The 24,057-nt window shown below is 33.7% G+C and carries 15 protein-coding genes; 4 read left to right on the plus strand and 11 right to left on the minus strand.

Going from position 1 to position 24,057, the window contains the following annotated elements; genetic code table 11:
* Positions 1–11: 11 nt before the first annotated feature.
* The 3 genes from ACVWNY_RS14480 to ACVWNY_RS14490 all read left to right on the plus strand — a co-directional run bounded on the left by ACVWNY_RS14480 (position 12) and on the right by ACVWNY_RS14490 (position 2,634).
* Positions 12–224, plus strand: coding sequence for a hypothetical protein (locus tag ACVWNY_RS14480; protein ID WP_218327293.1), 213 nt, complete (start codon positions 12–14; stop codon positions 222–224).
* Positions 225–463: 239 nt separating this feature from the next.
* Positions 464–949, plus strand: a complete 486-nt coding sequence (locus tag ACVWNY_RS14485; RefSeq protein ID WP_454072249.1) for a DUF6609 family protein — start codon at positions 464–466, stop codon at positions 947–949.
* A 1,139-nt stretch (positions 950–2,088) separates the two neighbouring features.
* Positions 2,089–2,634, plus strand: coding sequence for a GNAT family N-acetyltransferase (locus tag ACVWNY_RS14490; RefSeq protein WP_218327295.1), 546 nt, complete (start codon positions 2,089–2,091; stop codon positions 2,632–2,634).
* Positions 2,635–3,162: 528 nt separating this feature from the next.
* On the opposite strand, the gene ACVWNY_RS14495 is transcribed toward ACVWNY_RS14490, so the two are convergent.
* The 11 genes from ACVWNY_RS14495 to ACVWNY_RS14545 all read right to left on the minus strand — a co-directional run bounded on the left by ACVWNY_RS14495 (position 3,163) and on the right by ACVWNY_RS14545 (position 22,045).
* Positions 3,163–4,509 carry a HAMP domain-containing sensor histidine kinase gene (locus tag ACVWNY_RS14495; RefSeq protein WP_454072250.1) on the minus strand — a complete coding sequence of 449 codons (1,347 nt, stop codon included), beginning with the start codon at positions 4,507–4,509 and terminating at the stop codon, positions 3,163–3,165.
* Entirely contained in the window at positions 4,482–5,159 is a 678-nt protein-coding gene (locus tag ACVWNY_RS14500; protein ID WP_454072251.1) for a response regulator transcription factor, read from the minus strand. Before ACVWNY_RS14500 ends, ACVWNY_RS14495 begins: the two co-directional genes overlap by 28 nt.
* A gap of 18 nt (positions 5,160–5,177) precedes the next feature.
* A complete protein-coding gene (locus ACVWNY_RS14505) occupies positions 5,178–5,921 on the minus strand; it encodes a lantibiotic immunity ABC transporter MutG family permease subunit (RefSeq protein ID WP_454072252.1) in 744 nt (247 codons plus the stop codon).
* Positions 5,918–6,646: a lantibiotic immunity ABC transporter MutE/EpiE family permease subunit gene (locus ACVWNY_RS14510; protein ID WP_454072253.1), complete on the minus strand. Its 729-nt coding sequence runs from the start codon at positions 6,644–6,646 to the stop codon at positions 5,918–5,920. Before ACVWNY_RS14510 ends, ACVWNY_RS14505 begins: the two co-directional genes overlap by 4 nt.
* A 2-nt stretch (positions 6,647–6,648) precedes the next feature.
* Positions 6,649–7,362 (minus strand): lantibiotic protection ABC transporter ATP-binding protein, encoded by a 714-nt coding sequence (locus tag ACVWNY_RS14515; RefSeq protein WP_454072254.1) that lies wholly within the window; start codon positions 7,360–7,362, stop codon positions 6,649–6,651.
* 376 nt (positions 7,363–7,738) lie between these two features.
* Positions 7,739–8,329 carry a DUF805 domain-containing protein gene (locus ACVWNY_RS14520; RefSeq protein WP_218327301.1) on the minus strand — a complete coding sequence of 197 codons (591 nt, stop codon included), beginning with the start codon at positions 8,327–8,329 and terminating at the stop codon, positions 7,739–7,741.
* Between the two features lie 127 nt (positions 8,330–8,456).
* Positions 8,457–9,182, minus strand: coding sequence for a hypothetical protein (locus ACVWNY_RS14525; RefSeq protein ID WP_218327302.1), 726 nt, complete (start codon positions 9,180–9,182; stop codon positions 8,457–8,459).
* A 204-nt stretch (positions 9,183–9,386) separates the two neighbouring features.
* A complete protein-coding gene (locus ACVWNY_RS14530; protein ID WP_454072255.1) occupies positions 9,387–12,293 on the minus strand; it encodes a MucBP domain-containing protein in 2,907 nt (968 codons plus the stop codon).
* 158 nt (positions 12,294–12,451) lie between these two features.
* Positions 12,452–18,508 (minus strand): Cna B-type domain-containing protein, encoded by a 6,057-nt coding sequence (locus ACVWNY_RS14535; protein ID WP_454072256.1) that lies wholly within the window; start codon positions 18,506–18,508, stop codon positions 12,452–12,454.
* An 82-nt stretch (positions 18,509–18,590) separates the two neighbouring features.
* Entirely contained in the window at positions 18,591–20,825 is a 2,235-nt protein-coding gene (locus tag ACVWNY_RS14540) for a MucBP domain-containing protein (protein WP_454072257.1), read from the minus strand.
* A 527-nt stretch (positions 20,826–21,352) separates the two neighbouring features.
* The gene (locus tag ACVWNY_RS14545) at positions 21,353–22,045 is read right to left on the minus strand and encodes a winged helix-turn-helix domain-containing protein (RefSeq protein WP_218327306.1); all 693 of its coding nucleotides are present in this window, start codon (positions 22,043–22,045) and stop codon (positions 21,353–21,355) included.
* Positions 22,046–22,378: 333 nt separating this feature from the next.
* Here ACVWNY_RS14545 and ACVWNY_RS14550 point away from each other — a divergent pair, with 333 nt between their 5' ends.
* The gene (locus ACVWNY_RS14550) at positions 22,379–23,488 is read left to right on the plus strand and encodes a tyrosine-type recombinase/integrase (protein WP_454072258.1); all 1,110 of its coding nucleotides are present in this window, start codon (positions 22,379–22,381) and stop codon (positions 23,486–23,488) included.
* Positions 23,489–24,057: the final 569 nt, after the last annotated feature.

Below are 24,057 nucleotides of genomic sequence, written 5' to 3' on the forward strand. Positions count from 1 at the left end.
GGGGGATACATATGTTAACAATCAACTTAAAAGTAGGTACTTATATCGAGCTAAAAAATTTTGAAAAGGTCGTAATCCATTCGGAAAATGATGCAAAAGAAGTTTCTAATTCAAATTTTGAGCAATTCAAACTCAATTCACAAGTTAGCTATAATTTTTTTGGTGATTTACAAATTTCAATTCAAGGAAGAGAAATCATGTTCCTAGAATATCAAAATGTATAAAAATGGTATACTAGCTTTTTTGAAATTGTTTTAGCGTTCAATACGTCCAATCATTTTTTCAGATTGATCAACTAGTCACTTTTTTGTGGCTGGTTTTTTTGTTATTTTTTTCCACAGTAGATTGAATCTATAGATAAACTGGACCCCTCAATTGCACTAACTGTGCCAATAGCAGCTGAAAATTTACATTTTGGGATATGATATAATGAAGTAAAGTTACAGTATAAAGGAGCTGTGCTATGCAAGTTGTTGGTTTATTTTTAATTGTGATTGGTCTAGGGATGATTGCTTTTGATTTTACTTACTACAAAACAAAAAACCTAAATGGCTCTTGGATCAGTTTTGGTATTTTGTATACGATAGGTATCTTAGGGGTATTGAATAACGATGCGCTAAAACAAGCATTAAATGTTGATACTGGAAAAAGCTTTTTTAGCATCTGGTCAATAATTATTTTAGTGGTTGGTATTGCCGCTGCTTATTTCTATTTTCAAATTTTATCAAACAAAGGAGATAAAAAATTAATCATAGGAATCTTGACTGCCGTAGCCATCCACTTTATTCCGTTTTTTTCCATCTACGCTTATATTTTGTCAGCAGCGTTATTAATAAATTGTTTTATCTCATTTAAAAAAAAAGAAATCTCAATATATTCTACGGTTGCCATAGATGCCGGAATCAAAATGTTTATGGGACTACTTTTATTCATGCAAATATTTAACTAATCTTTCAGTTTTTTATTCGTTGAAAGCCTTTTGGTGTTTAATAAGCATTGTTGATTAAAGTAAAAAAATAACCACTTATTTCAGCATTTTATTCTCAAAAAAACAAATAACCAGAAATAGTAACTCTTTAATTCGATCGTCTTTATTGTCAGTTAGATGTATTTTGCGCAAACTAACAGTCTGAAACTTTGAGGAGGAGAACCTATGGGCACCTTTAGTTTTTTAATTTTTAAAAGCTATGTCATTCTTATTGCTGTAGGATACTGTTTATTGCTAGGCCTGACCTCTTACAGGACCAAATTATTTAAACCCGTTCTTATTTTAGCTAGTGTAAGTCAAATAATTTTTTTAATCTACTATTTAAAAACTGGCACCTACCTTCTCAATCACAGTGCTTCACTTACTTTGTATAATGAATTTTATTTTTATATCGAATGCTCCTGGTACTTCTTTTCAATCTTCCTACTCCTCACTATTTTTTTCAGATTACTGTTTAGCAAAACCTTTAAAGAGCAAAGTACAATGATAAAATCTCTCTTGGTAATATTCATCGCATTTTTTTCGTTTATTATGGTTAAATACGGCTTGTTTATGTATATATTACTGTATTATGGATTTGCTCCGTAGAAGGGTTGTAGATTGACCAATCAATATTTGATAAATACTTTGATTTTAAGCTGGCCACTCTATTGATACCAGACTGATTTTAATTAGCTATATTTTATATATCTAGGAGCAGTTTGCTATTAGTAAACTAGTTATAATTGGTCTACGATTTTTTATTCCAGTCATCCTAAAAAAGATACGACTTACTAACATCTAAAATATTACCATCATTTATCCAAAATAATACTGACTACACTATTCAAAAGAGAAAGATAAGGAAAATAAAGTATCTACTTCCAAATATCTTCCTCCATTTTATATTGTTTTTCTTTTACTTCTATTGATCGTCTCCATCACCTCTTCATTTTACTTTTATCAATCTGCTATAAAAAAGTGTTAAAAAATTTGATAGAATCTATGAAAATTATTTCCGGATAGTTACTAGCAACACCCTATCCATTTGACTGATATAGTCGCTAATATTTCAACATGCTATAATCAAATAAATCTTAAATTTAAGGTGGGGAAATCATATGATTTTAGAAACGGAGCGCTTAATTTTACGTCCTTGGTCAAATCATGATGCAGAGGCATTATCCGAGCTGGCATCTAATGAAAAAGTTGGGCCTATTACTGGTTGGCCGCCACATACCAGTGTTGAAAATAGTTTAGAGATAATAAAAAATGTGTTTTCTAAAGAACATGACTTTGCGATTTGTCTAAAAGAACAGCCTGAAAAAGTAATTGGTTCGATTGGAATCATTTTAAATCAAACAAGCGAACGACGCTCTTTTATGGGTAAAAAAGATGCAGAAATCGGCTACTGGCTGGGTTTTCCTTATTGGGGAAAAAGTTTCATGCCTGAGGCTGCAAAACGGGTGATTCAATATTGTTTTAATGATCTCGGTATGGAAAATGTTTGGGCCGGTATATTCATTGAAAATAATAATTCCAAAAGAGTAGTAGAAAAATTAGGCTTTGAATATGTCTTACAGCTTGATAATGTAGACATACCCTTGCTAAACGAAGTAAAAACTGAACTTTTTTTTAAATTAACAAAGAATGATTGGCAGTTTTAACTAAGGAAAGCAGTGTGAAAAATAATTTTTGCATCATCTACCTATCAATTTAAAATTTGCTGCTTTTTTTATATCATCTTTACTTTGCCTCAGTGGCTAGGGAGTTTTATTGAAGTATTCGCGAAAATCGCAATAGATACTATAAAATATATTTTATTAATTGTTGGTGTTGTTATTGTGACTGTCCTTTTGATTTATACTTTAGTAAACAAGCCAAAAAGAAGAAGTAACAAGTTTCAATATTTTACGAACATTCATTATTTTTATCTGACCGTTAAAAGCGTATAATATTAATAAAATTCAGAAAGTTGGTAAAAAATGAATAAAAAAGAGTTGTTTAAAAAGGCTTTTCTTGGTTTTTTTTTGTTAGTATTAGGTTATTTAGTAGCCATTTTTATTTCAAGAGTGATCTTAAATAGATAATATCCAAAAAGTTTACTTAGCTATCTTTAAATAGATGACTTTTTTTTATCTGTCAGCACTCTTCAACAAACCGTATGTTTTTCTTTTTAATCAATGGCTTCAATATTAACTCTCAATAACTAAAGTTACCCTTGCCCCACCATTTTTATTTTCTATATTAATTTTACCACCATGGTCTTCTGCAACTTTTTTAGCTAAAGCTAATCCAATGCCATAATTGACATTCGTTGAGCGACTCTGATCCTGTTGCCAAAACATCTCCGTAGCATGTTTCAGTCCTTCATCTGAAAAACCTGGACCAGTATCTTCAAACACAAAATTTATATAGTTGTCTTCTTTGGTGACAGAAATTTTTATTTCTCCTACTGTAGAATAATTTATGGCATTTTCTCCAAGAGTGATTAAAGCTCTGACAAGATTAAATACATCAGCAAATATTTTTAATCCTTCTGGAAAGGAATAAGTAATCAATAAATTTTTTTGTTTAGCCAAAGGACGTAAAATTTCATCGATTTCCTTTAGTAACGCTTTGACTGACATTTCAGTTTTTTCTTTCATCTGTAAATCAAAGTTGGATACTTGTTGTAGCACTTGAAGATAGTGCTGCGCTCGCTGGCTTGATTCAAAAATTGCTCGGACCGATTCTTTTTGCGGTGCTGTTAGCTCGTCTTCTAATAATAACTCTGAATTTCCGCTGATAATTGTCAGTGGTGTTTTAATATCATGGCTTAATGCTGCTAAATCTTGTTTTTGTTGCTGCTGTGCTTGCCACTGTTGAACCAATGAATTTTTAAGTGCTTGCCGCATTTCTTCCATAGAATTCAAGCTACTATCAAACTCTTTAATACCACTTTTCATTTTTATTGGTGAATCTAAATCTTGCCGTGCAACCTGCTGGCTGGCTTGATTAATTAATGAAATCCTGTTACTTAAATTTTTACTCGCAAAGCGAATGACAAATACAGAATACAGAACTAATAATAGCAAAGTGATTCCAAAGAAAAGAAACTCCGGTCTTGGTAAATATCTCCGTAACCAAGCGTTGGTAAAAAGTGCTTGGTACTGCCAAACAAATAAAGAATAGCTGCCATCTGAAAATTTTAGATAAGCACCGTTAGCGTAATCTTGATTGAGGTTTTCATAACGTTTTTTTACATCTGTTAACTCTTTATTTTGCAAAGATGAAGAAACTACCTCTCCTTCAGCGTTGAAATAGATGTAATTAAAATAGCTAGTATCAAAATTAGTCGAGAAATGTCCTTGTACTGTTAAATCTTCAATAGTATTTCGTGCCGCCGTTTCTCCAATATTAGACGGTGCAATAAAATTTGTTTGTAGCATCACCAAAAATGCAGCAACCATCAAAAGGATGATTAAAAATGTCCCTCCAAATGCCATAAATAAAATGCGTGTCACATAATTGGTCAAACCAATGGATTGTTTTTTTGCCATTTATAGCCAATCCCCCAGACTGTTTGAATTGGTGCCAACTGATATTTTTTTAACTTACTGCGGATATTTTTGATATGCTCAACAATGACCGTTTCATCTGAAACACCATCTAAACCGAATACGGCTTCATAGATTTGTTCCTTTGAAAAGACCTGTTCGGCATGCTCCAGTAAATACACACAAATCGCATACTCAGACTTAGTAAATGAAATCATTTCTGACTGAAAATAAAACTGTTTGGCTTCTAAATCAACGGTTAGCTCTCCACTACGTAAAATATGATGATGTTCTCGCCTCTCTCTTCTTAAATGAGAAGCAACCCGGGCCCGCAATTCACCAATTGAAAAAGGCTTTTCGATATAATCATCGGCACCAATACCTAAGCCATGAATCAAATCTTGTTCAGCTGTTTTTGCTGTTACAAAGAGGATCGGCACATCCACTTGCTGCCGAATTCTTTCTAAATAACTAAAGCCATCTTCTTCAGGCATCATCACATCCAGTAAAATCAAATCGGCAAACTTTGCTTTTGCAAGAGTGACTTCAGAAGGATTTTCAGCCGTCTCAACTTGATATCCTTGTCGTTCAAGTGCCGTTTTCATTAATTTTAAGATTTGTGGATCATCATCAATCATCAAAATTCTTGTCATCATTTCCTCCCAAAAAAACTATTCTTCGTTCGTACGACCTTCCCAGCTGCTCATGATGGCAAAGAGAATGACACCCATTACGACCGTTACAACTAATATTAGCAAAATAATGAGGGGAAAAGGAATAAATTTCAGTAGTACATCACCGGTAAAATCAGTTCCCATTAAACGAATCAGCCTCATTCCCCAGGCACTAGGGACAACAATCCAGAGAATCTCTCCTAAACTGGTCATCATTAAAGCTGCTAATAAAAATTCTAATGCAGCTACTCCAAAACTGACATGTTCTCCCAATTTAAGACATAAGCTCATATGCAAAAAATACTGAAAAATACTACAGCCAAAGACAAAAAGAAATAACTCTCCCACCTGAAAAAAAGAAAGTTGATAGCTCGGCACTAACAAAAAATTTAGCAAATGATAACCAAAGACTGCAATAAAACAAGCCAACAAACCACCTATCAACAAATAAAAGAGCTTAGATAATAATGCACTACCACGAGACCTCGCACTCAGTAGAAAAAATCCTCCACCAGCTTCAATTTCTTGATTTATGACAATATTTGTTAGCCACGCAGCGACAATGGGATAGACTAAAGACAATACCTGACAAAAATTAATCATCATTAAATTACCGTTATGTTGGGCTATTATTTGATAACTAAAGAAAATAAAAATCCCTAGTAAAGGAATCAGTAAATGTAGCAGAAAAAAAAGAGTTTTTCTTATTTTAAAAAAATCAGCAAGCAAATTATCAATCATTTTTCTCCACTCCAATCAAATGATTTAGTTGTAAACCATGAACTGAAAATGAACAAGAAAATAGTAATAATAACCCCTGGAAGTATAACGCTTGTATTCCAAAGTGGACTATTTGCTGAGAGCGGCACACCATTGGGATTGATGCCAATAATTGGTGTCATTAATCTAGGTGGAATGGCAAAAGGAATATACCATATCTGCCCACCGGCAATATCTTGAAAAGAGCAAACGGTATTTGCTGCAATTAGACACAAAAAAGCTGCGGTTGAATTGTATTTTGTGACTAACCACATCCCTAGTGGTACTTGCCATGCCCAAGTGATTGTCAAAATTAACCCTGCTAACAGTCCTCGCCAGATTGGATATTGTGAACCAAAAAGCAGTCCAGAAATGGTTGAAAATCCAAACAGCATGACATTCATCAAAAAGAGATACGTACAGCCAGTAATTATCTTTGAAACCCAAATTTTCTGACTTGAGATGGGTAACGTTTTTAGATTGATAAATCCCATCCGTTTTTCACTGTTAATTAAACTAATTACTAAAAAAGCAACGGCTGCCGGTAAAAGTAGGATATACCACCAATTATAAGCAGCAATTTGTGATAACTGACCGCTCATTAAAAAAACTGCAAAAAGTATGGCTACCATTGGAAAAATTATCATCGAACGTCTCCCAAAACTACGACGACCTTTTATATATTCTGCTTGGATTAACGATTTCATTTTTAAAAACCTCCGACTTCAGCATACGTTTTGGCAACCTCTAAGAATAATTCTTCCAATGCTTGCGTATCCTTTGGTAAATCCCCTTGATAGCCCAATCTTCCGTTTGAAATAATACCAATTTTATCAACAGTTTGTTCAATTTCCGATAAGATATGACTGGATAGAATCACTGTAATACCTTTTTCTGGGAACGAGCGAATCAATTGTCTAAAGTCTTGAATACCAATGGGATCCAAACCATTTGTCGGCTCATCTAAAATCAGTAGTTTGGGATTATTTAATAATGCCAGGGCAATTCCTAATCGCTGTTTCATGCCCATTGAAAATTGTCGTGCTTTTTTCTTACCTGTATCAGTCAACTGCACAATTTTTAATACTTCTTCAATGCGTTCTTTAGGTAATCCCAGTGTCACTGTTCGCACTAACAAATTTTCTTTAGCCGTTAAGTTGCCATATAAGGGTGGAGACTCGATCAAAGCACCAATCTCACTTAAATCTTTTCGTTTCCAAGGTTGGTTCTGATAAAGAATTTCCCCCTTCGTTGGTGCTACAATTCCAGTCAGCATTTTTAAAGTAGTTGATTTACCCGCACCATTTGCTCCCAAAAGACCATATACACTATTTTTAGGCACCTTAATGGCTAGATCTGATACAACATTTTGATGATGATAAGACTTTGTTAGTCCCCTAGTTTCTAATAGAAGTTCATTCATGATATCGCTCCTCCTTTTGATAGCTTTATCATAGTAAAAAATTATCAGGAAACTATAAGGAAATATAAATGGTAGCTCATGGATCACGAAGTTCTATTCTCTGGTATTTGTGGCTGTTGAAAAATGAAATTAGATTCCAGCACAACTTCACAAGATAAACAAAAAAACTACGATCAACTGAAATAAAAGTTAATCGTAGGGAATGTTCATTTATTATTTGTACTGGAGAAATCCGTCGTTTTTGGTCTACTCATTTCTCAACGCGTATACTATTAATAGAATTCTAATAGAAGCATACCTATAATGAACAGCTCCATTTTTATTTTATAAAGAAAAAAACAGATAACCTATAATGGTATCTGTCTTTATCAAATAATTATTTCTCAGAAAAAATTGATGTTAGTACCGAATTTTTACTAGTAGTAGCAAACATATCTGAGGGTAAAAAAGCACTAATGGTTATAAATATAGATAATAACATTGTAAAGAAGGTAAGCAATGGTGATCCAGAAAGGTTTAAAGTTGTTAAAGGTGTAGTAACGTCTGAATAGCTACTATATGCTGACGCCATGCTAGTTACTGAATTTAACACAGTTGAGTATAAATTCATCCCCCAAGTATAACTAAGGGCATAATATACAATAAATAAAACTAAAATTGTCTTACTTTTCAAGCCTGTATCTCTTAATCTTCTTACTGATAAAGCAATGGAAGGAATGATGATTGCTAAAGTAAATAGTACAATTATAAATAACATAAAGCCATTGATAGGTGATTCATAGTATTCTCTGTTGCTGGAAGATATCCCAGTAATTATAGTTAAAATGACATAAATAACTAAAATTCCTAGCATTGCAAACCAATATCCTCTACGTGTAGACCGTCCTCTAAAATCAGCATAACCTTTGAAAAAATCGCTCATGGCCTGAGGGAAAGATACTTTCCCTTGTTCTAATATTCTTTTCATAATAATCCCCTTTTAAATATTGTATTTTACAAAAAAATTAATCTACTTAAATTTGATCCAAGTTTAATTGGCATAATAAAAAGTGTTACCTTAGGTATACCCATAGGTAACACTTCTCATAAATATATTATTCTGATTCAGGTACTTCTACAGATTCTTCTAATGTAACTAAAGCATCTGCTAATTTGTTCAATTGGTCCTGTAATTCATCTTGAGTAGCCTTAGTATTATCTAACACTGCTTGAGACTCTGCTACAACTGCTTTAAAATCTGCATAATCAGTTGGATCATAATCCGCTTCTTCTAAAGAGTTAGCATACTCAATCAAATCTCCAAGCTGTTTTGCATATGATACAGCATAAAATTGAACGTCTTCGTTAATCCAACCAGATTTCACTAAACCATCATGTTCAGATTTACTTAATGTGAACATATGGGCACCGGCAGCTAGTGCATTTTTATTATAGCTTCGGTAAACTGGAGCGGTTGTGTCTGCAGAACTTAGGAATGATTCACCTTCTTGAACCCATCCTTGTTTACTTAACCAATCATATTCTACGATACTCTTGGTATAGAAATGGTCTCCAGCGTTAGGGTTGTATAGACGGTAAACTTTTTCTCCTTCAGTTGGTGTCAACCAGGCAAGGTCTTCTTGAACCCATCCCTGATCTTCTAACCAGCTGTATTCATCAAGACTTGCTGTAAAGAAATGTTCTCCTGAATTAGGATTATAGACACGATATAATTCTTTTTCTGTTTCTGGTGCTGGGGAAGTTGCCTCCGCATTTGTACTCAGCATAAAGGCTGCACCCATACCAACAAGCAATGTAGCTCCTAAAATAATTTTCTTCATGAAATTCCTCCTTAAAATAAATAATTGTCACTTTATTTATTATAACAAAGAAATCGTTTTTATGTTGATAAATTTGAAAATATTTTATCATTAATGATTTAAATCAATGAATATTGATAGATATATCGGCATAATTAAACACTATGAAATAAAAATCATTTATATAGAAACAACCTTTTTTGGTTTTTTATATTAGTTTTCTATTTATCTAGGTGTATAGAAGGCAATGCCTTCATCTCTCCAACCTAAACTAATCAACCAATCTGCTTCTGAACGAACCTTAGTATACATATGTGATCCAGGTCCAGTTGCATTAGGATTAAATACTCGGTATACAGGATCTCCTTCTTCTTTAGTAACCATATAGAAACCAATGCCTTCTTGCTTCCATCCTGCAGCCCCAACACTATTGTATTCAGTTACATCAGTTGTATAGAAATGTTCTCCTGAATTGGGATTATACAAACGGTATACTTTAGTCGCACTTTTATGAGTTGGCACGACACTTTGAAAGGCAATACCTTCTGGTGTCCATTTATATGTTTGAATCCAATCATATTCTTTTTTACTAGTCGTAAATAAGTGGTCTCCGTCATTTGAATTATATGCTCTATATACAGGAATCAATTCATCTTTCGGAATACTATTACTCTTATATACAAAGGTAACGACTTTAACATTTGATGTGTATTGACCAGTAGGTTCTCCAACAACTTCAATCATTGTATAGTTATCAATATTTAATTGAGTCGCTGCATAGTCAGAACCAATTGCACCACGGAGTATTTCATTTTCTCTTAAAGTTTTACCTTCAGAGTCTTGATACTGAACAACTACAACTCCTTCTTGAAGAGGATTATCATCTGTTAACAAGTGATAAGAAAGTTTAATTGTTTGTGCTTCTTCGTTCAGTAATAGGCCACTAAGAGGAGCAAATCCATCATCTGTAATAACACCATTAAATCCGTACTCAGGTACATAAATAATTGGTGCATCATAACGTTCACCGTATTTACCAGTTATCGTTTCATCCGCATGGATTTTTTTAATAGGATTACCATTTACATCGTACTCCCAATACTCAACAGTTATTTTTCCAGGAACAATTTCTGAGTAGATATAGGTTACTTCCTGAGATTCATTCGTAAAGGTTCCTGTTGTATTACCAACAACTTCTTTAAATTTATAACCAAAAACTTCTTGTTGCGTTGTTGTATATGATTCTCCTATTGGACCAGTTAAAATAATATCCTCAGATATTGTTTTACCTTGTTCATCTACATAGTGAGCAGTTACGCTTGCACCAGCCGCTGGTGTCCAAACTGCATATAAAGTAGCTCCTTCAGAAACAATTGTAGTTTGATTGCCAGCTTTTAAATTGTCATCTGGTTTCGTGGCACTTGGATCAGTAGACCATCCTAAGAAATCATAATTTTCTCTACTTGCATTTAAATCTGATTGTCCATTAATTATATTAACTTTTTGAGTATTATTTCCTACTTGATAATAAGTAGTAGGTTGTTTTTCTCCGTAATAAGTTGAGCCATCATATTTATCAGGTAAATTATCGAAATTAAATTTACCTCCATTACTATCATATTTCAACCAAGAAATTTCAACAGATCCGATGTCTGAAGGTTCTATTCTAGGAATATTTCTTTGGTCTACAGGTAAACTAGTTCCATCTTTAACTTTAGCATCTGCTAGAAGTTCTGGTGCAATTGGAATAGTTGGAACTGTTTCTCTGGTATTCGAACTTCCTGCACTGATAGTAGAATTATCTGGGACAAGACCATATGGAATATTTCCAAAAACTTGTTTTCCATCTTTTACAATGTCCCCTGTTGCTCCTGTCGCATCATAACCGATATTATTTCCTTTATCAGTCGATTTTACAGAAGAAGATGCAATGGAGTTTAGTGTTTCTGTTCCAGTAGAATAACCATTTACATTATCCACCAAGATATTGTTTGTAAAATTTCCTCCAGCACCATTAAAAAACGGCGCTCCGGCAAAACCAATAGCTCCTCCAGAAGTTACTGATTTGTTTGCAGCAAATGTGTTAGAAATAAAGTCAACCATAGTTTTTCTACTGGTACTTCTACCACCATTTTGATAAATCTGAATTGCTCCACCACTTTGAGTTACGCCACTGCTTGCAGAACCATTTGACTTATTATCATAAAAAGTATTGTTCTGGAAAAGGATCCCAGAAGTAACGCCATCAGTGGAAGTCGAACCATTCGCTTGTATTAGAATGGCTCCTCCGTTATCTCCGGCAACGTTAGAATCAAATGTGTTAGAATCGAAATCTATTTTGATTCCTTGCATTACATTGAAAAATGCGATCGCACCACCATCGGCTAGTGTTTGAACACCGGTCATAGAAGAAGCATTTTCCACAGCTTTATTTTCTTTAAAGTAATTATTCTTAAATTCAAAAGAAGCAGAAGTTGAAGGAGCATAAAACCACATTGCTCCACCCTCGCCACCAACAGCTCCTGTACCAAGAGCTAAAGTTTCATTATTGAAAAATTTAGAATTTTCAACTACTAATTTACTAGAAAATTGTTTTCCAGCAATAGCTCCACCACCATATCCAGGTGCATTTGTCGTATTATTTTCAAATGTGCTATCTACAATAGACGTATTCCCGCCAATATTCATAGCTCCACCATCAGAAGGATTATGGAAGTCTCCAACATAGACATTATCTAAATTGAAATCGCCTTTATATCCACTGGTATTTATTGCTTTACCAGAAGAGTTATTTCCTTGAAGAATCATGTTTTTAAGTGTTACAGAGCCAGCAGTACTAGAGCTCCCTCCAGAATATGAAAACATTAGAGTGCTTCCATCTGAAGTTAAGGTTTTATTTTGCCCATCAATTATAATTGGATAACTGGTATTTTCTTTCAAATCAATTGTTTTCGATATTGTTTGAGGAAAGTTGGAATCTAAAGTAATCGTTCTAGCTTGTGTCGCAGTATTAACTTGTGTGATTAAATCATCAACTGTTGATACTTGTACTGTATCTGCGAGCACTCCTTTACCAATAAATAATGTTAAAAAGACGAGTAGTCCATTTAACCAGAAAAACTTTTTGTTCATATTTAAATCCCCTTTTTTGATTGATAGTACTTCTTTCTTAAATAAAAGAAGTACTATCCTTTTAGAATCTACTGTATAAATTATTTTGATTGAACCCTAAAGATCATTTATTTTTGCTATCAATAGATCATGTATTGCAATGATAATTTCGATAATATTTATCTATTTAGTTTTCTTAATTTTCTTATGAAAAAAAGAACAACCGCCATCAATACAATTAATGTTCCTAAAATAGAAAATAAATAATTATAGTTCTCACCTGTATTAGGGAGTATTTTACTTAAAAAGCTCTTGCCAGAACTAGTGGGATTATTCGTAGTCGTTATTACTTTTGGTGTATGAGAGTTGGTAATAATGATGTTCCCTTTATCAGAATCATCAATAACTGTCGTATATCCAGGCACATCATCGATTTCTTTCACTGTGTAAGTAATATCTTTCCCATCTCTTCTTTGGTCTAAGTCTTTCCAAGTAGTTGTCCATTTGTTCCCACTATTTAGCTCTTCAGGATTACCCGTTTTCACACCATCCGCATAAAGTTGTACAGATATTTTATCTGGTCTTAAGCCATCTTGATCATTCTTATCATTCCAAGCTTTAGTAACAGTTACACTGGTTTTTCCTGGTGTATAACTATTGGTAATATCAGTACCTGTTACTGTTGGTGTATAGTCAGTCACTGTATCTTCGGTGATGGTGTAAAGAATCTTGCTACCGTCTTTGTACTTATCTATGTTAGCGAAGGAGTACTTCCAGTCCTCTTTTGCAGAGACTGTTTTTGAATCTACTTTTGTCCCATTAGCTAACAAGTTCACCTTGATTGATTCTGGACGCTTGCCATCTTGATCATTAGCATCATCCCAGGTTTTCGTACCTTCGACAGTGGTTTTCTCAGGCGTGTGTGAATTGGTAATGATGACATTCCCTTTATCAGTATCATCAACAACAGGTGTGTACCCTGTAACTGTTCCCTCTTCTTTCACAGTATAAGAAACATCTTTCTTATTTTGCTTTTGAGCTAAATCAACCCAAGTAGTTGTCCAGTTGTTATCACTATTTAACTCTTCAGGGGCACCAGATTTCACACCATCCGCATAAAGCTGAACAGAGATTTTTTCTGGTCTTAAACCATCTTGATCATTGTTATCATCCCAAGCCTTAGTAACAGTTACACTGGTTTTCCCTGGTGTATAACTATTGGTAATATCACTACCCGTTACTTTTGGCGTATAGTCTGTCACTGTATCCTCAGTAATTGTGTAAGAAATTGCTTTACCGTCTTTATACTTGTCTAAATTAGTAAAAGAGTACTTCCAATCTTCCGTTGCAGAAACTGTTTTTGAATCTTTTTTTGTTCCATCTGCTAACAAGTTTACGACGATTGATTCTGGACGTTTACCATCTTGATCATTAGCATCATCCCAAGTCTTCGTACCTTCGACAGTTGTTTTCTCAGGCGTGTGTGAATTGGTAATGATGACGTTCCCTTTATCAGTGTCGTCAACAGCAGTTGTGTACCCTGTAACTGTTCCCTCTTCTTTCACAGTGTAAGAAACGTCTTTCTTATTTTGCTTTTGAGCTAAATCAACCCAAGTAGTTGTCCAGTTGTTTCCACTAGATAACTCTTCAGGAGCACCAGATTTCACACCATCCGCATAAAGCTGAACAGAGATTTTTTCTGGTCTTAAACCGTCTTGATCATTATTGTCATCCCAAGCCTTAGTAACAGTTACACTAGTTTTTCCTGGTGTGTAGCTGTTAGTTATATTTGCTCCTGTAATTTTGGTTGTGTAGTTAGTTACTGTATCTTCAGTAATTGTGTAAGAAATTGCTTTACCATCTTTGTACTTATCTAAGTTAGTAAAAGAGTATCTCCAATCTTCCGTTGCAGAAACTGTTTTTGAATCTATTTTTGTTCCATCTGCTAACAAGTTCACATTGATTGATTCTGGACGTTTGCCATCTTGATCATTAGCATCATCCCAAGTCTTCGTACCTTCGACGGTCGTTTTCTCAGGCGTGTGTGTGTTGGTAAGGTTAGTCCCTGTTACTGTCGGTGTATAATCAGCCACAGCTTCTTCGTTAATTGTGTAAGAAATCTCGGTTCCATCATCTTTGTATATTTCTAAATCAGAAAAAGAGTATTTCCAACCATTTGCCTCAGAGACTGTTTTTGAATCCACTTTTTTTCCGTCAGCCAGTAAATTTACTGTGATTGAATTTGGACGTTTACCATCTTGATCATTGGCGTCATCCCATGATTTAGTTCCCTCAATGGTCGTCTTGTCTAATTTATTAGTAATTTCATAACGGTAAGTATTTTTTTCGTTAGGATCACTCTTATCCGTCTGAGTCATAGTATAGCCACTTGGTACGTCTTTTTCGTTCACAGTATATTTATTTTCCACTGCTTTTGCATTAGACATATGATATTTTTCTAAGCCTTTAATTTCCAGCGTTTCCCAAGTACCATCTGTTGATTTAACGATTTCATATGGATCAGTTGAGCCATCTTGATTAAATGCTTTGCCATCTTTTTTCAACTCAACTACGATATTTTCTGGACGTTTGGAAGTATTCCCGCCGTCTTCCCAGATTTTTGTTACATAAAGGTCTACAGTTTCAATAAGACCTAGATCCCAGTTCTCACTTCTTTGTCCATCATTTACATGGAACTCTGCAGTTACATATGGCGCATCTATCCCTTGAGAAGTGGTATCGCTCCGATCATCAAATTTCATGCTACTACCATTGACAGTTCGCTTATATGATGCCGGCATTTCTTTTAGTCCAACTACATAATCTCCTGAAGTTAAATCGGGACCAGAAAATTCATAGTATCCATTGTTATCTGTGACAGTTGCTTTTACAAAAGCATAGGTGCCATCTGCTTCCTTTTTATACAAATTCATCGTTGTACCTTCTGGGTACGTATCTTCTAAAGTAGTCTGCCAGATACCGTTTATAGCAGTGTCTAGCCAAACATTTCCCGATATAGCTACACTATTATTTGCACTTGATTTATCTACATATCCACCATCAATGTTATCTACCTTAATTATATTTTCAGGTGTAAGATCGATAGTATCTGTAATACCTAGATAACCACCTTTTTTATCTGATAGCCAAGGAGCATAATCATAAATGACACTTTTATCACTCATGGGTTTCATATCATTCACGTTATTATCATTTAATTCCAGGTTTTTAGTTAGATCCCAACCAGCATCATAGCGATCATTTTGCATAATCACACGATACTTACCTGCAAATAATTGAGTGAATTCATAATATCCATTTACGTCTGTAGTAGTTTGATCAATAATATCATTGTTCTCATTTACTAAATAAACTGGATAATTAGGAATAACTGGTTCACTATCATTTCTGATCCCATCCCAATTGCTATCTTCCCATGCATATCCGTTCAGACTTTTAACAGCATCATTCCCAACCATCAGACCTGCTTTTCTTGGTTCAGTCACTGCTATATTAAATTTATTATTTCCAGACTTATAATATCCGCCTAGTGCCACACTAGCCCATAAAGATTCTGTATTTGTGGTAATTTCTGGGACATGATAATCCATATAAACTTTTATGCCCTCACCAATACCAAGGCCACTTTTCTTAACAATTTTTATCGCTCTATAATCATCCGTTAATTCAGTCGCTCCATCCCAAGGTTCCCATGTAGAATTAGAAGAATACCCTGAAACACCGGTATTTTTTAAATCTTTTTTATTATTAGCAGCGGTGGCGTCTTTAGAAACATATATTTCATATTCATCAAAATTGACTCCAGAAATGCCGGATCCATCATCGATCGATAAACCTTTTAGATAACCTGAAATAGTACTGTTTTTAGAGACATCATTAGTTGTGACAGTGTCGTTTTTGTAAGGCAACATACTGATTAACTCTGTTTGATTTGTGGGATTTGTTCCGATATTTTCAGCACTTAACCGGAATATTACATTTTTTCCTCCATTTTGATTTACTAATGAATTTACAAACGAAAAGTCTTCTTCATTTGTTCCACCAGTACTTACTTTAATTTCGCTTGAAAATTTTAAAGAAGAATCAAAAGTAGCCCATTGTTGAATAGCAACAGCATAGTTTGCCCATGGCATTCCTGTAGCTCCTCGCCATCCAACTCCTGCCACATATTTTTGATTTGGATTATTAGATCCTAAAAAAGCTGTAAAATCAACAGCTGAACCTGTTCTACTCGTTGGTTCAATGTCTCTAATGATCACTTGATATTTCGAATCATATGTTGTAGCCGGCATAGATTCGTTAATACTAATTTTGACTAAATTATACCCACCATCACTAGGAATAATTTCAACCGTTGGTTTTGTTTTAAAAACACCATCTTCGTATCCTTTTATGGTTACTTTTTCAGGATCAATGTTTAAAGTGTTAGGATATTTAACATATACAACAGGGTCTTCTATGGCTATATTGCCACCTGCCCATCCAACATTTGCCGGTGTATTTTTATAGGAAAATGTATCTCCTACAGCAAATGTATTTTGAGAAGTTACTGAATCTTTGTTGTAAAATGGTTGTCCCCAACCTTCCCAGCCTGGATAAGCTCCCTGTACTTCTGGGATATAAACGGTTGTAGCATCGTACTCTTTGTTAATTTCTACATAGCTATCTCCGTCTAAATACTCTCCAGAAAACTTGGCAGTGTTAACAATATTATTATTTGTACTTAAAGTAGTGTCCGTAATATTTTCTGTTGTTTTTCCATTTAATTTGAAAATTACATCTCCACTGTTAGCTGGAATAACCTTACTTCCACCATAAGAAAGATCTAATTTTACCAATGTAACATATTCATCACTTGCTAAATTTAATGAAGAAACAGTCACGGAACCATTTTTACTAGGGTCACCAACCACTTGCCATGAACTATTTTTATTGGTTTGATAAGAGAATTGACTATCTATATTGTTTAATGTCGAATTCCAATTAAAGTCAGTGTAATTATATCCTTTAAAAAAATCTGTCTCTTTATATGGATCGTCTATGATAACCATGTTTTTTGTTTCAGAACCAGATGTATAATTAACTGAATACTCAATTGATTGATCTGCTTTTTTATAAATTTCTTCAGTTGCAGTCTTTCCTAAGACTCCAGCACCTTTATATAGTGTTTGTTTTTCTTTAATGGTACCTGCTTCAGTAAATTCTTCACCGTTGTATCTTGTGCCTGTAAAAGTAGCTTTTATTTCATAATTCTTCTCATTAACACCATCAGGAAGATCTCCATCCTTTAGCTTCGGATAATTGTAATCAATCGTTAGACCTGAAAAATTCGATTTATCTACATCAAATGGAGATACATCTAGTAATATATACTTAGTTCCATCTGGATTAGCTTTTACAGTTGATAAATCAAGATTTTGTCCTTTGAAATTTAGCCCATTTAAGACAATATCTGCTGGAAAATCAACTTTCAATTTACCGTTAGCTACATTTAGCCCACCTTCTTTTAATTCTGGTGTCAAATTGATTTGAGCTGAATGTGGTATATAAGCCTTGAATGTACTAACTTGGTCAATAATATTCATGTATACCGGTTTTGCAGTATTATACGGAGAAACCTCTGGTATACTTGCCGCATCTGCATCATCTGCATTATCTCCGGTAAAAGTAACCTGGCCTGATAAAATTTCTGAAGGCAAACTTACACCCTCTTTAAATTTTACAGGGATCTTAACATCGTAATTCCCACCGGCCTGAAATTCTGCAAATCTAATGACAATATTATTTCCTTCTATTGAACAAGTGTATTCACCATTAGGATCTGTTGGTAAAGTCCCTGCCTCAAGTTTATCTGAAGAAGATAGTGGTATCGTTGCAACCGCATTATATACAGTATTGTCCGTTCCGTAAGACATTCCACCAAAAGTTAATATAAGATTGAAATAATCTCCTGAAGGAGGATTATTTTTATCAACAGCAACATCAACTCCTAATTTAGCAATCTTATCGGTTCTCGTTATACTTGGGTTCACCGTTTGATCAGCTTTCTCAATAGGGGGAATTGATTGTTCAGTTTGAACTTCATTGTTTTCTATATTTGGAACCTCTTCTGCAAAGGCTGCCCCAAAAGATGAGAATTGAGAAAACATTATCACAATCAACATAAATACATTGATTACTTTATTAAATATTTTTTCTTTACGTATTTTCTTCACAATACTCTCCTTAAAAATTATCCATATATTTTCAAAAGAAAGGACTAGCGGTATATAGATACTAGTCCTTTTTTACTCACCTTTATTTAGGAGTATAGAAAGCTATTCCTTCATCTCTCCATCCCAAACTAATTAACCAATCGGCTTCTATTTTAGAAGCTGTATACATATGAGAACCTGGCCCAGTAGCATTTGGATTAAATACACGGTAAATTGGATTACCTTGTTCTTTAGGAACCATGTAGAAAGATGTTCCTTCTTTTTTCCAGCCAGCTGCAGCTACAGTTTCATACTCAGATAAACTGGTTGTATAAAAATGCTCTCCAGAGTTAACATTGTATAAACGATAAACTTTTACTGCATCTGCATATGTTGCTTTAACACTCTGGAAGGCAGTTCCTTCACCAGACCATTTTTGATCTTGAATCCAATTGTATTCATCTTTGCTTGTTGTAAATAAATGGTCTCCATCATTCGGGTTGTATGCTCTATATACAGGTACTAAAACATCTTTAGGTACTACACTGTCTTTTTGATAAACATAAGTTACAATCGGAACGGCATTAGTAAATGTACCTGTAGCATTTCCAATAACTTCCTTAAATTTATATCCAACAATATCTTCTTTTTTTGTTGTATATGGCTTGCCAATTTCACCGCGTTCTATATAGCTAGATTTGATTTCGTTTCCATCAACATCTTGATATTGGACAAGTACCATTCCTTCAGTACTCTCACCTGCAAGCTTGTGATAGGTCAACTTGATTGTGCGATCTTCTTCATCCAGTAATCTACCTGCAGCTGGTGCATATCCCGCTTCTGTATCAGTAACTACACCATTAAATCCATATCCAGTAAGATAAAGAATTTCGGCATTATAATAGTCTCCATATTCTCCAGTAATAGTTCGCTCATCAAGTTTTTTTACTGCATTTCCTTTAGTATCATATTCCCAATACTCAACAGTTAATTTACCAGGAACTATTTTAGAATATACATAGGTGACTTGTTGCGGACTAGAAGTAAATTTCCCATTTGCATTTCCGACAACTTCTTTAAATCTATACCCATAAAAATCTTTTTGAACTGTGGTGTAGTCTTCATCAACTTCACCTTCTAAAACGGTATCTTTTTCTTGTAACTTATTGCCAGATTCATCAACGTAACTAACTGTCACATTTCCTCCCTGAACAATATCTTTCCAAACAGCATATAAAATAGTATTTTTTGCAATAGTGTATTTGTCTCCAGCATTATATAGAGGAGATGTACCTGCTACATAATTTTGATCTGTACTCCAACCAATAAATTTTGCATTATCTTTTTTCATATCATTTTGATCTTTTAGTACAATTGATTTTTCACCATCATATGGACTATCCGAATCAACAGGCGCTGTTCCTGAAGAATTTCCGTTTCCGTCATATACCATTACATACCCTAAACTTAACTTTCCATATCCTGGATTAGTTTCTAAATTGATACCCACATATGGATTAGTCACTGTGATTCCAGCCAATGAAGCATATGGTAACAACGCATCTGGAACACTTACGATGAATGTAGTCTCTCCAGAAGGCGATGAGACTGTCAGCAATCTGTCAAATTCACCTTTATTTATTTGGTTAACATCATCCCAAGTACTATCTTTCATAACTAACAAGTTTTTAAATGAAAAATTCAAGGTGCCAAATTTATTTTGTAAGTCTAAAATATTTTGTCCCGTAACATTTGGTTTTACTGATACAGAAATTTTCAAAATGTTATTTGCTGACGTTACAGACTTTATCTCAAAAATATTTGAATACGCTGCAGCTTCTTCTCCATCAAATAACAAACTATTAAAATCTGTCGTAGTTTGTAATTGATTTATAGTGTTTTGATTCAAGGAAAAATAATTTGATAGTGCACTATTTAAATCAATATTCAAGTCAAAAGAGCCCGAAATCAGTGCAGCAGACTTGAACTGTCCTATAAAAGTTTGTTCAAGGGGAGAAATTGTAGATATCTGCCCTGTAGAGACCGCTTGAATAATTCCATCAATATTATTCAAATCGAATTTAGCTTGTACACCAAGAGAATTAGAATCACTTTTTAATAAAGGATTATCCCAGCCAATCACACTACCATCTTGCTTTATAAATGATACTGTTGTATCTCCAGTCGCTTGCAACGTCCCTTTATGCATAGCTGCGTTATATTGAGCTTTATCAGCATCCGTAGACGCATGAACTTTTGCCCCTCCCGTGTACATAGTTATCCCAAACATTGCCACTAGACCTAATAAAAAAAATGGGATCTTTCTTTTCAAATTCATTTTTTCTCCTCCTTATATTTTTTAAATCCTCTTTCTAATACGCTTATGTTGAGGCATTAAAATCCCCATCCTTCCGTCCAATTTTTATAATGTTCTTATGTTCAGCCTAGTTAAAGGTAAGGTTACGACTAACTGAAATTGTCACATCTGGATTAAACTCAGGTATATCCTGACATTTCCATCAGATACTCACATACAATCTAAATTTGTTCCGTTTCTCCACCCAACGTTAACTGCAATATCACATTAAGTTTTATTTGTTGATTAAAGACGTCGCTAGAATTTGGATTTTAGATTCTATATTCTTGTTTCTTCTCTTGCATGTCTTTTTTAATAGGTCAGTAAAATATTAATCTTCTAAATCCATTTGATTCATCTGTTCCTGATATCCAACATGCGATAATAGTATTCATTTTTATTAGCGAATTATTTCCATAACTGTTGTTATATATCCGATATATAGCTGCTTCAGGATTAGCTATGGATGTTATTGTGTAGCATCTTCTTTTTTCTGTTTTGTCATCCTATTAATTTACTAATTCCAAAGAATAACCTTTGCCCCAACTGGTTAAGATCTTCATATTCTCTATGCCAAATTCCTTTAGCTTCCTATTAATATTTTTTGAAATATTTGAAAGCCGGCTTTGGGTAGAACTTGTACAGTCTTTACCCCATATTTTTTCTGACAACTCTTCTCGTGAGACATATCCAGTAGCTTCTTCTAACTCTTTAAAAACAAGTTTTTCTTGATTCGACAAGGTCCTTAAAAATCTTCTTTTTTCTTCTTCCTTCATCGTTTCTTCATTAATACGAATAGATTTTTCCATATTCGTATTCATTAAAGTCAACTGATCTTCGTAATGATCACACCAGAGCAGCTCCCTGAGATAATCAAAATTCGTTTCCTCTGAAATAAAATGAGTGATTCCTTTTTCCAACCATAATCCCTTCTCATTCTCACTCAGAGAGTGACTTGTTTTTAAAATAATTATTGTCTGCTTAAAACTACAAACAGAAAGAATCTCGTAAATCATCTGATTAGAAACTGTCTCACTAAAAATAACTACTTGAAAATATTTTAGTAATCCGCTAACATCACCTCCGGTTCTTAAAATTTTTAACAGTTGTTCACTGCAAAAAACCTCATGTTTTATTGCATTTAGATGTTGAATAAATTTAGTTTCAAAGAATGAACAATTAGATAATAATAAAATATTCATTTTCTCCTCCTTTTCTCAAAAATTTACATCAAAGTATGCAATAATATTACTTATTAAGAAAGGATAAAAATTGATTAAACAGCCTCATCTATTTCAATAAATTCTTGTTTTTATAAAAAACGAGATAGATATGTGCTGTTAAGCAGTTTATAAACCTTCTATACCTTATATTGTAATTTGTTTCGTGGTTTATATCAACAAATTTATTTAAAAACGTTTTTTATGACGAAATATCTTATTTTTTTAAAAGAAAGCTGTATTTTCGCGAAAAAAGTATTAGCCGTCAATTAAGCCGTCATAAATTTATATATTATTGAAAAGGAGTCTTTCAAATTGAGTCGAAGAGGAGAAAACATTTATAAACGCAAAGATGGACGATGGGAAGGTCGTTTCATTAAGGGAAGAAGAGAAGATAATAAAATTAAATATGGCTACATATATGGGAAAACTTATCATGAAGTAAAAAATAAATTGTACATTTTTAAAGCAAAGTATCAGAATTTACGAGAAACGAATGGTGATAGCGTAATGCCACTTATTAGTTGGGGAAAATACTGGCTTGCTTCCATTCAAGACTCAGTTAAACAATCTACCTTTGCTAGTTATGAGTATAAATTAACTGCTTACGTTTACCCATCAGTTGGAGATTATCCATTAAATGAACTAAATAAAATACAATTTCAAGAATTAATCACGACGTGGCAAAAAAAAGGAATATCCAATGCGTCAATTCATGTTATCTATCGATTATTAAATCAGTGTCTTAATGCTGCTGTAGAAAGAGGTGATCTTACAGTTAACCCTTGCAATCAAATACAGCTTCCAAAGATTAGAAGAAGAAGGATTTCTTCATTATCTAGAGGACAGCAAAAAGAGATAGAAGCTGCTGCCAATCAGATCAGTGGAAAAGGAAGACTTGCAGTCCAGTTAGGCTTATCGGCAGGTTTGAGAATAGGAAAAATCGCAGCATTGCGTTGGGAAGACGTAGATTTTGAAAAAAGATTGTTAAGAATTAACTATACGTATCAAAGGATTAATTCTTTATCTGATAAAAATAATACTAAACTATACTATACCGAATCTAAATCAGATGCCTCAACGAGACTAATTCCTATGACAAAAAAACTTCTGGATCAGTTAAAGTACTATAAAAAGAAGTCAGATAGTTACTATGTTTTAGAAACTCAAGGGAAACCTTGCGAGCCTCGCTTACTAACTTATCACTTTCATAAAATAAGAGATTTAGCCGGATTAAATCATGTTCATTTTCATCAATTGCGTCACACGTTCGCAACTCGCTGTATTGAAAAAAATGCCGATATCGCATCAGTAAGCGCATTATTAGGTCATGCTTCAACTCAGATGACATTAGATACGTATGCTGATGCTATGTTAGAACAGCGAATTCAAGTAATAGCTACATTAGATCAAAAAGGAGCTTAAGAGAAAAAAAACTATGATTATTTTAAATATATGACTAAAAAAAAGTTTTTTTGGGCCCTTTAATGAAAACGCTTTCTATAGGACTTGTTTTTTTATTTTCCTTACTTTTTCATTATTTAATTCGCTAACCAAAATTCATTATAAGCCGTCTTTGACCGTCAGTAAGCCACTTAGATCTCGTAATAGTCTAAGCTTCTGACGGTTTTCTTGTTTTTTATAAGAACAAGAAAAAAACAGTCATGTTTAAGCTAACTTTAAACATAACTGTTTCTCTTTTATCGTATTAATTTTTGAAATCGCTTTCTTTTTAATTTAATGAAAAATATCAATTTGGAAACACCTACTTATACGCCTTATCCCTAGAACATAAGTAGGTGTTTTTCTCTATGTTAATAGAATAAAGGTTCGCTGATATTGCTTTAAAAATGACTATTCTGAACGAATTGATAACTCTTTTACTGATATAAATCTTTTTTTTATTAAATAAAAAAAGCGCTCTTTTTCTATGATCATTTACAGATTACACGCTTATTAAATATCGAATTTTAGTATTATTTTTTTTTGTTTAA

It is taken from the genome of Enterococcus sp. JNUCC 77 (assembly GCF_054819945.1).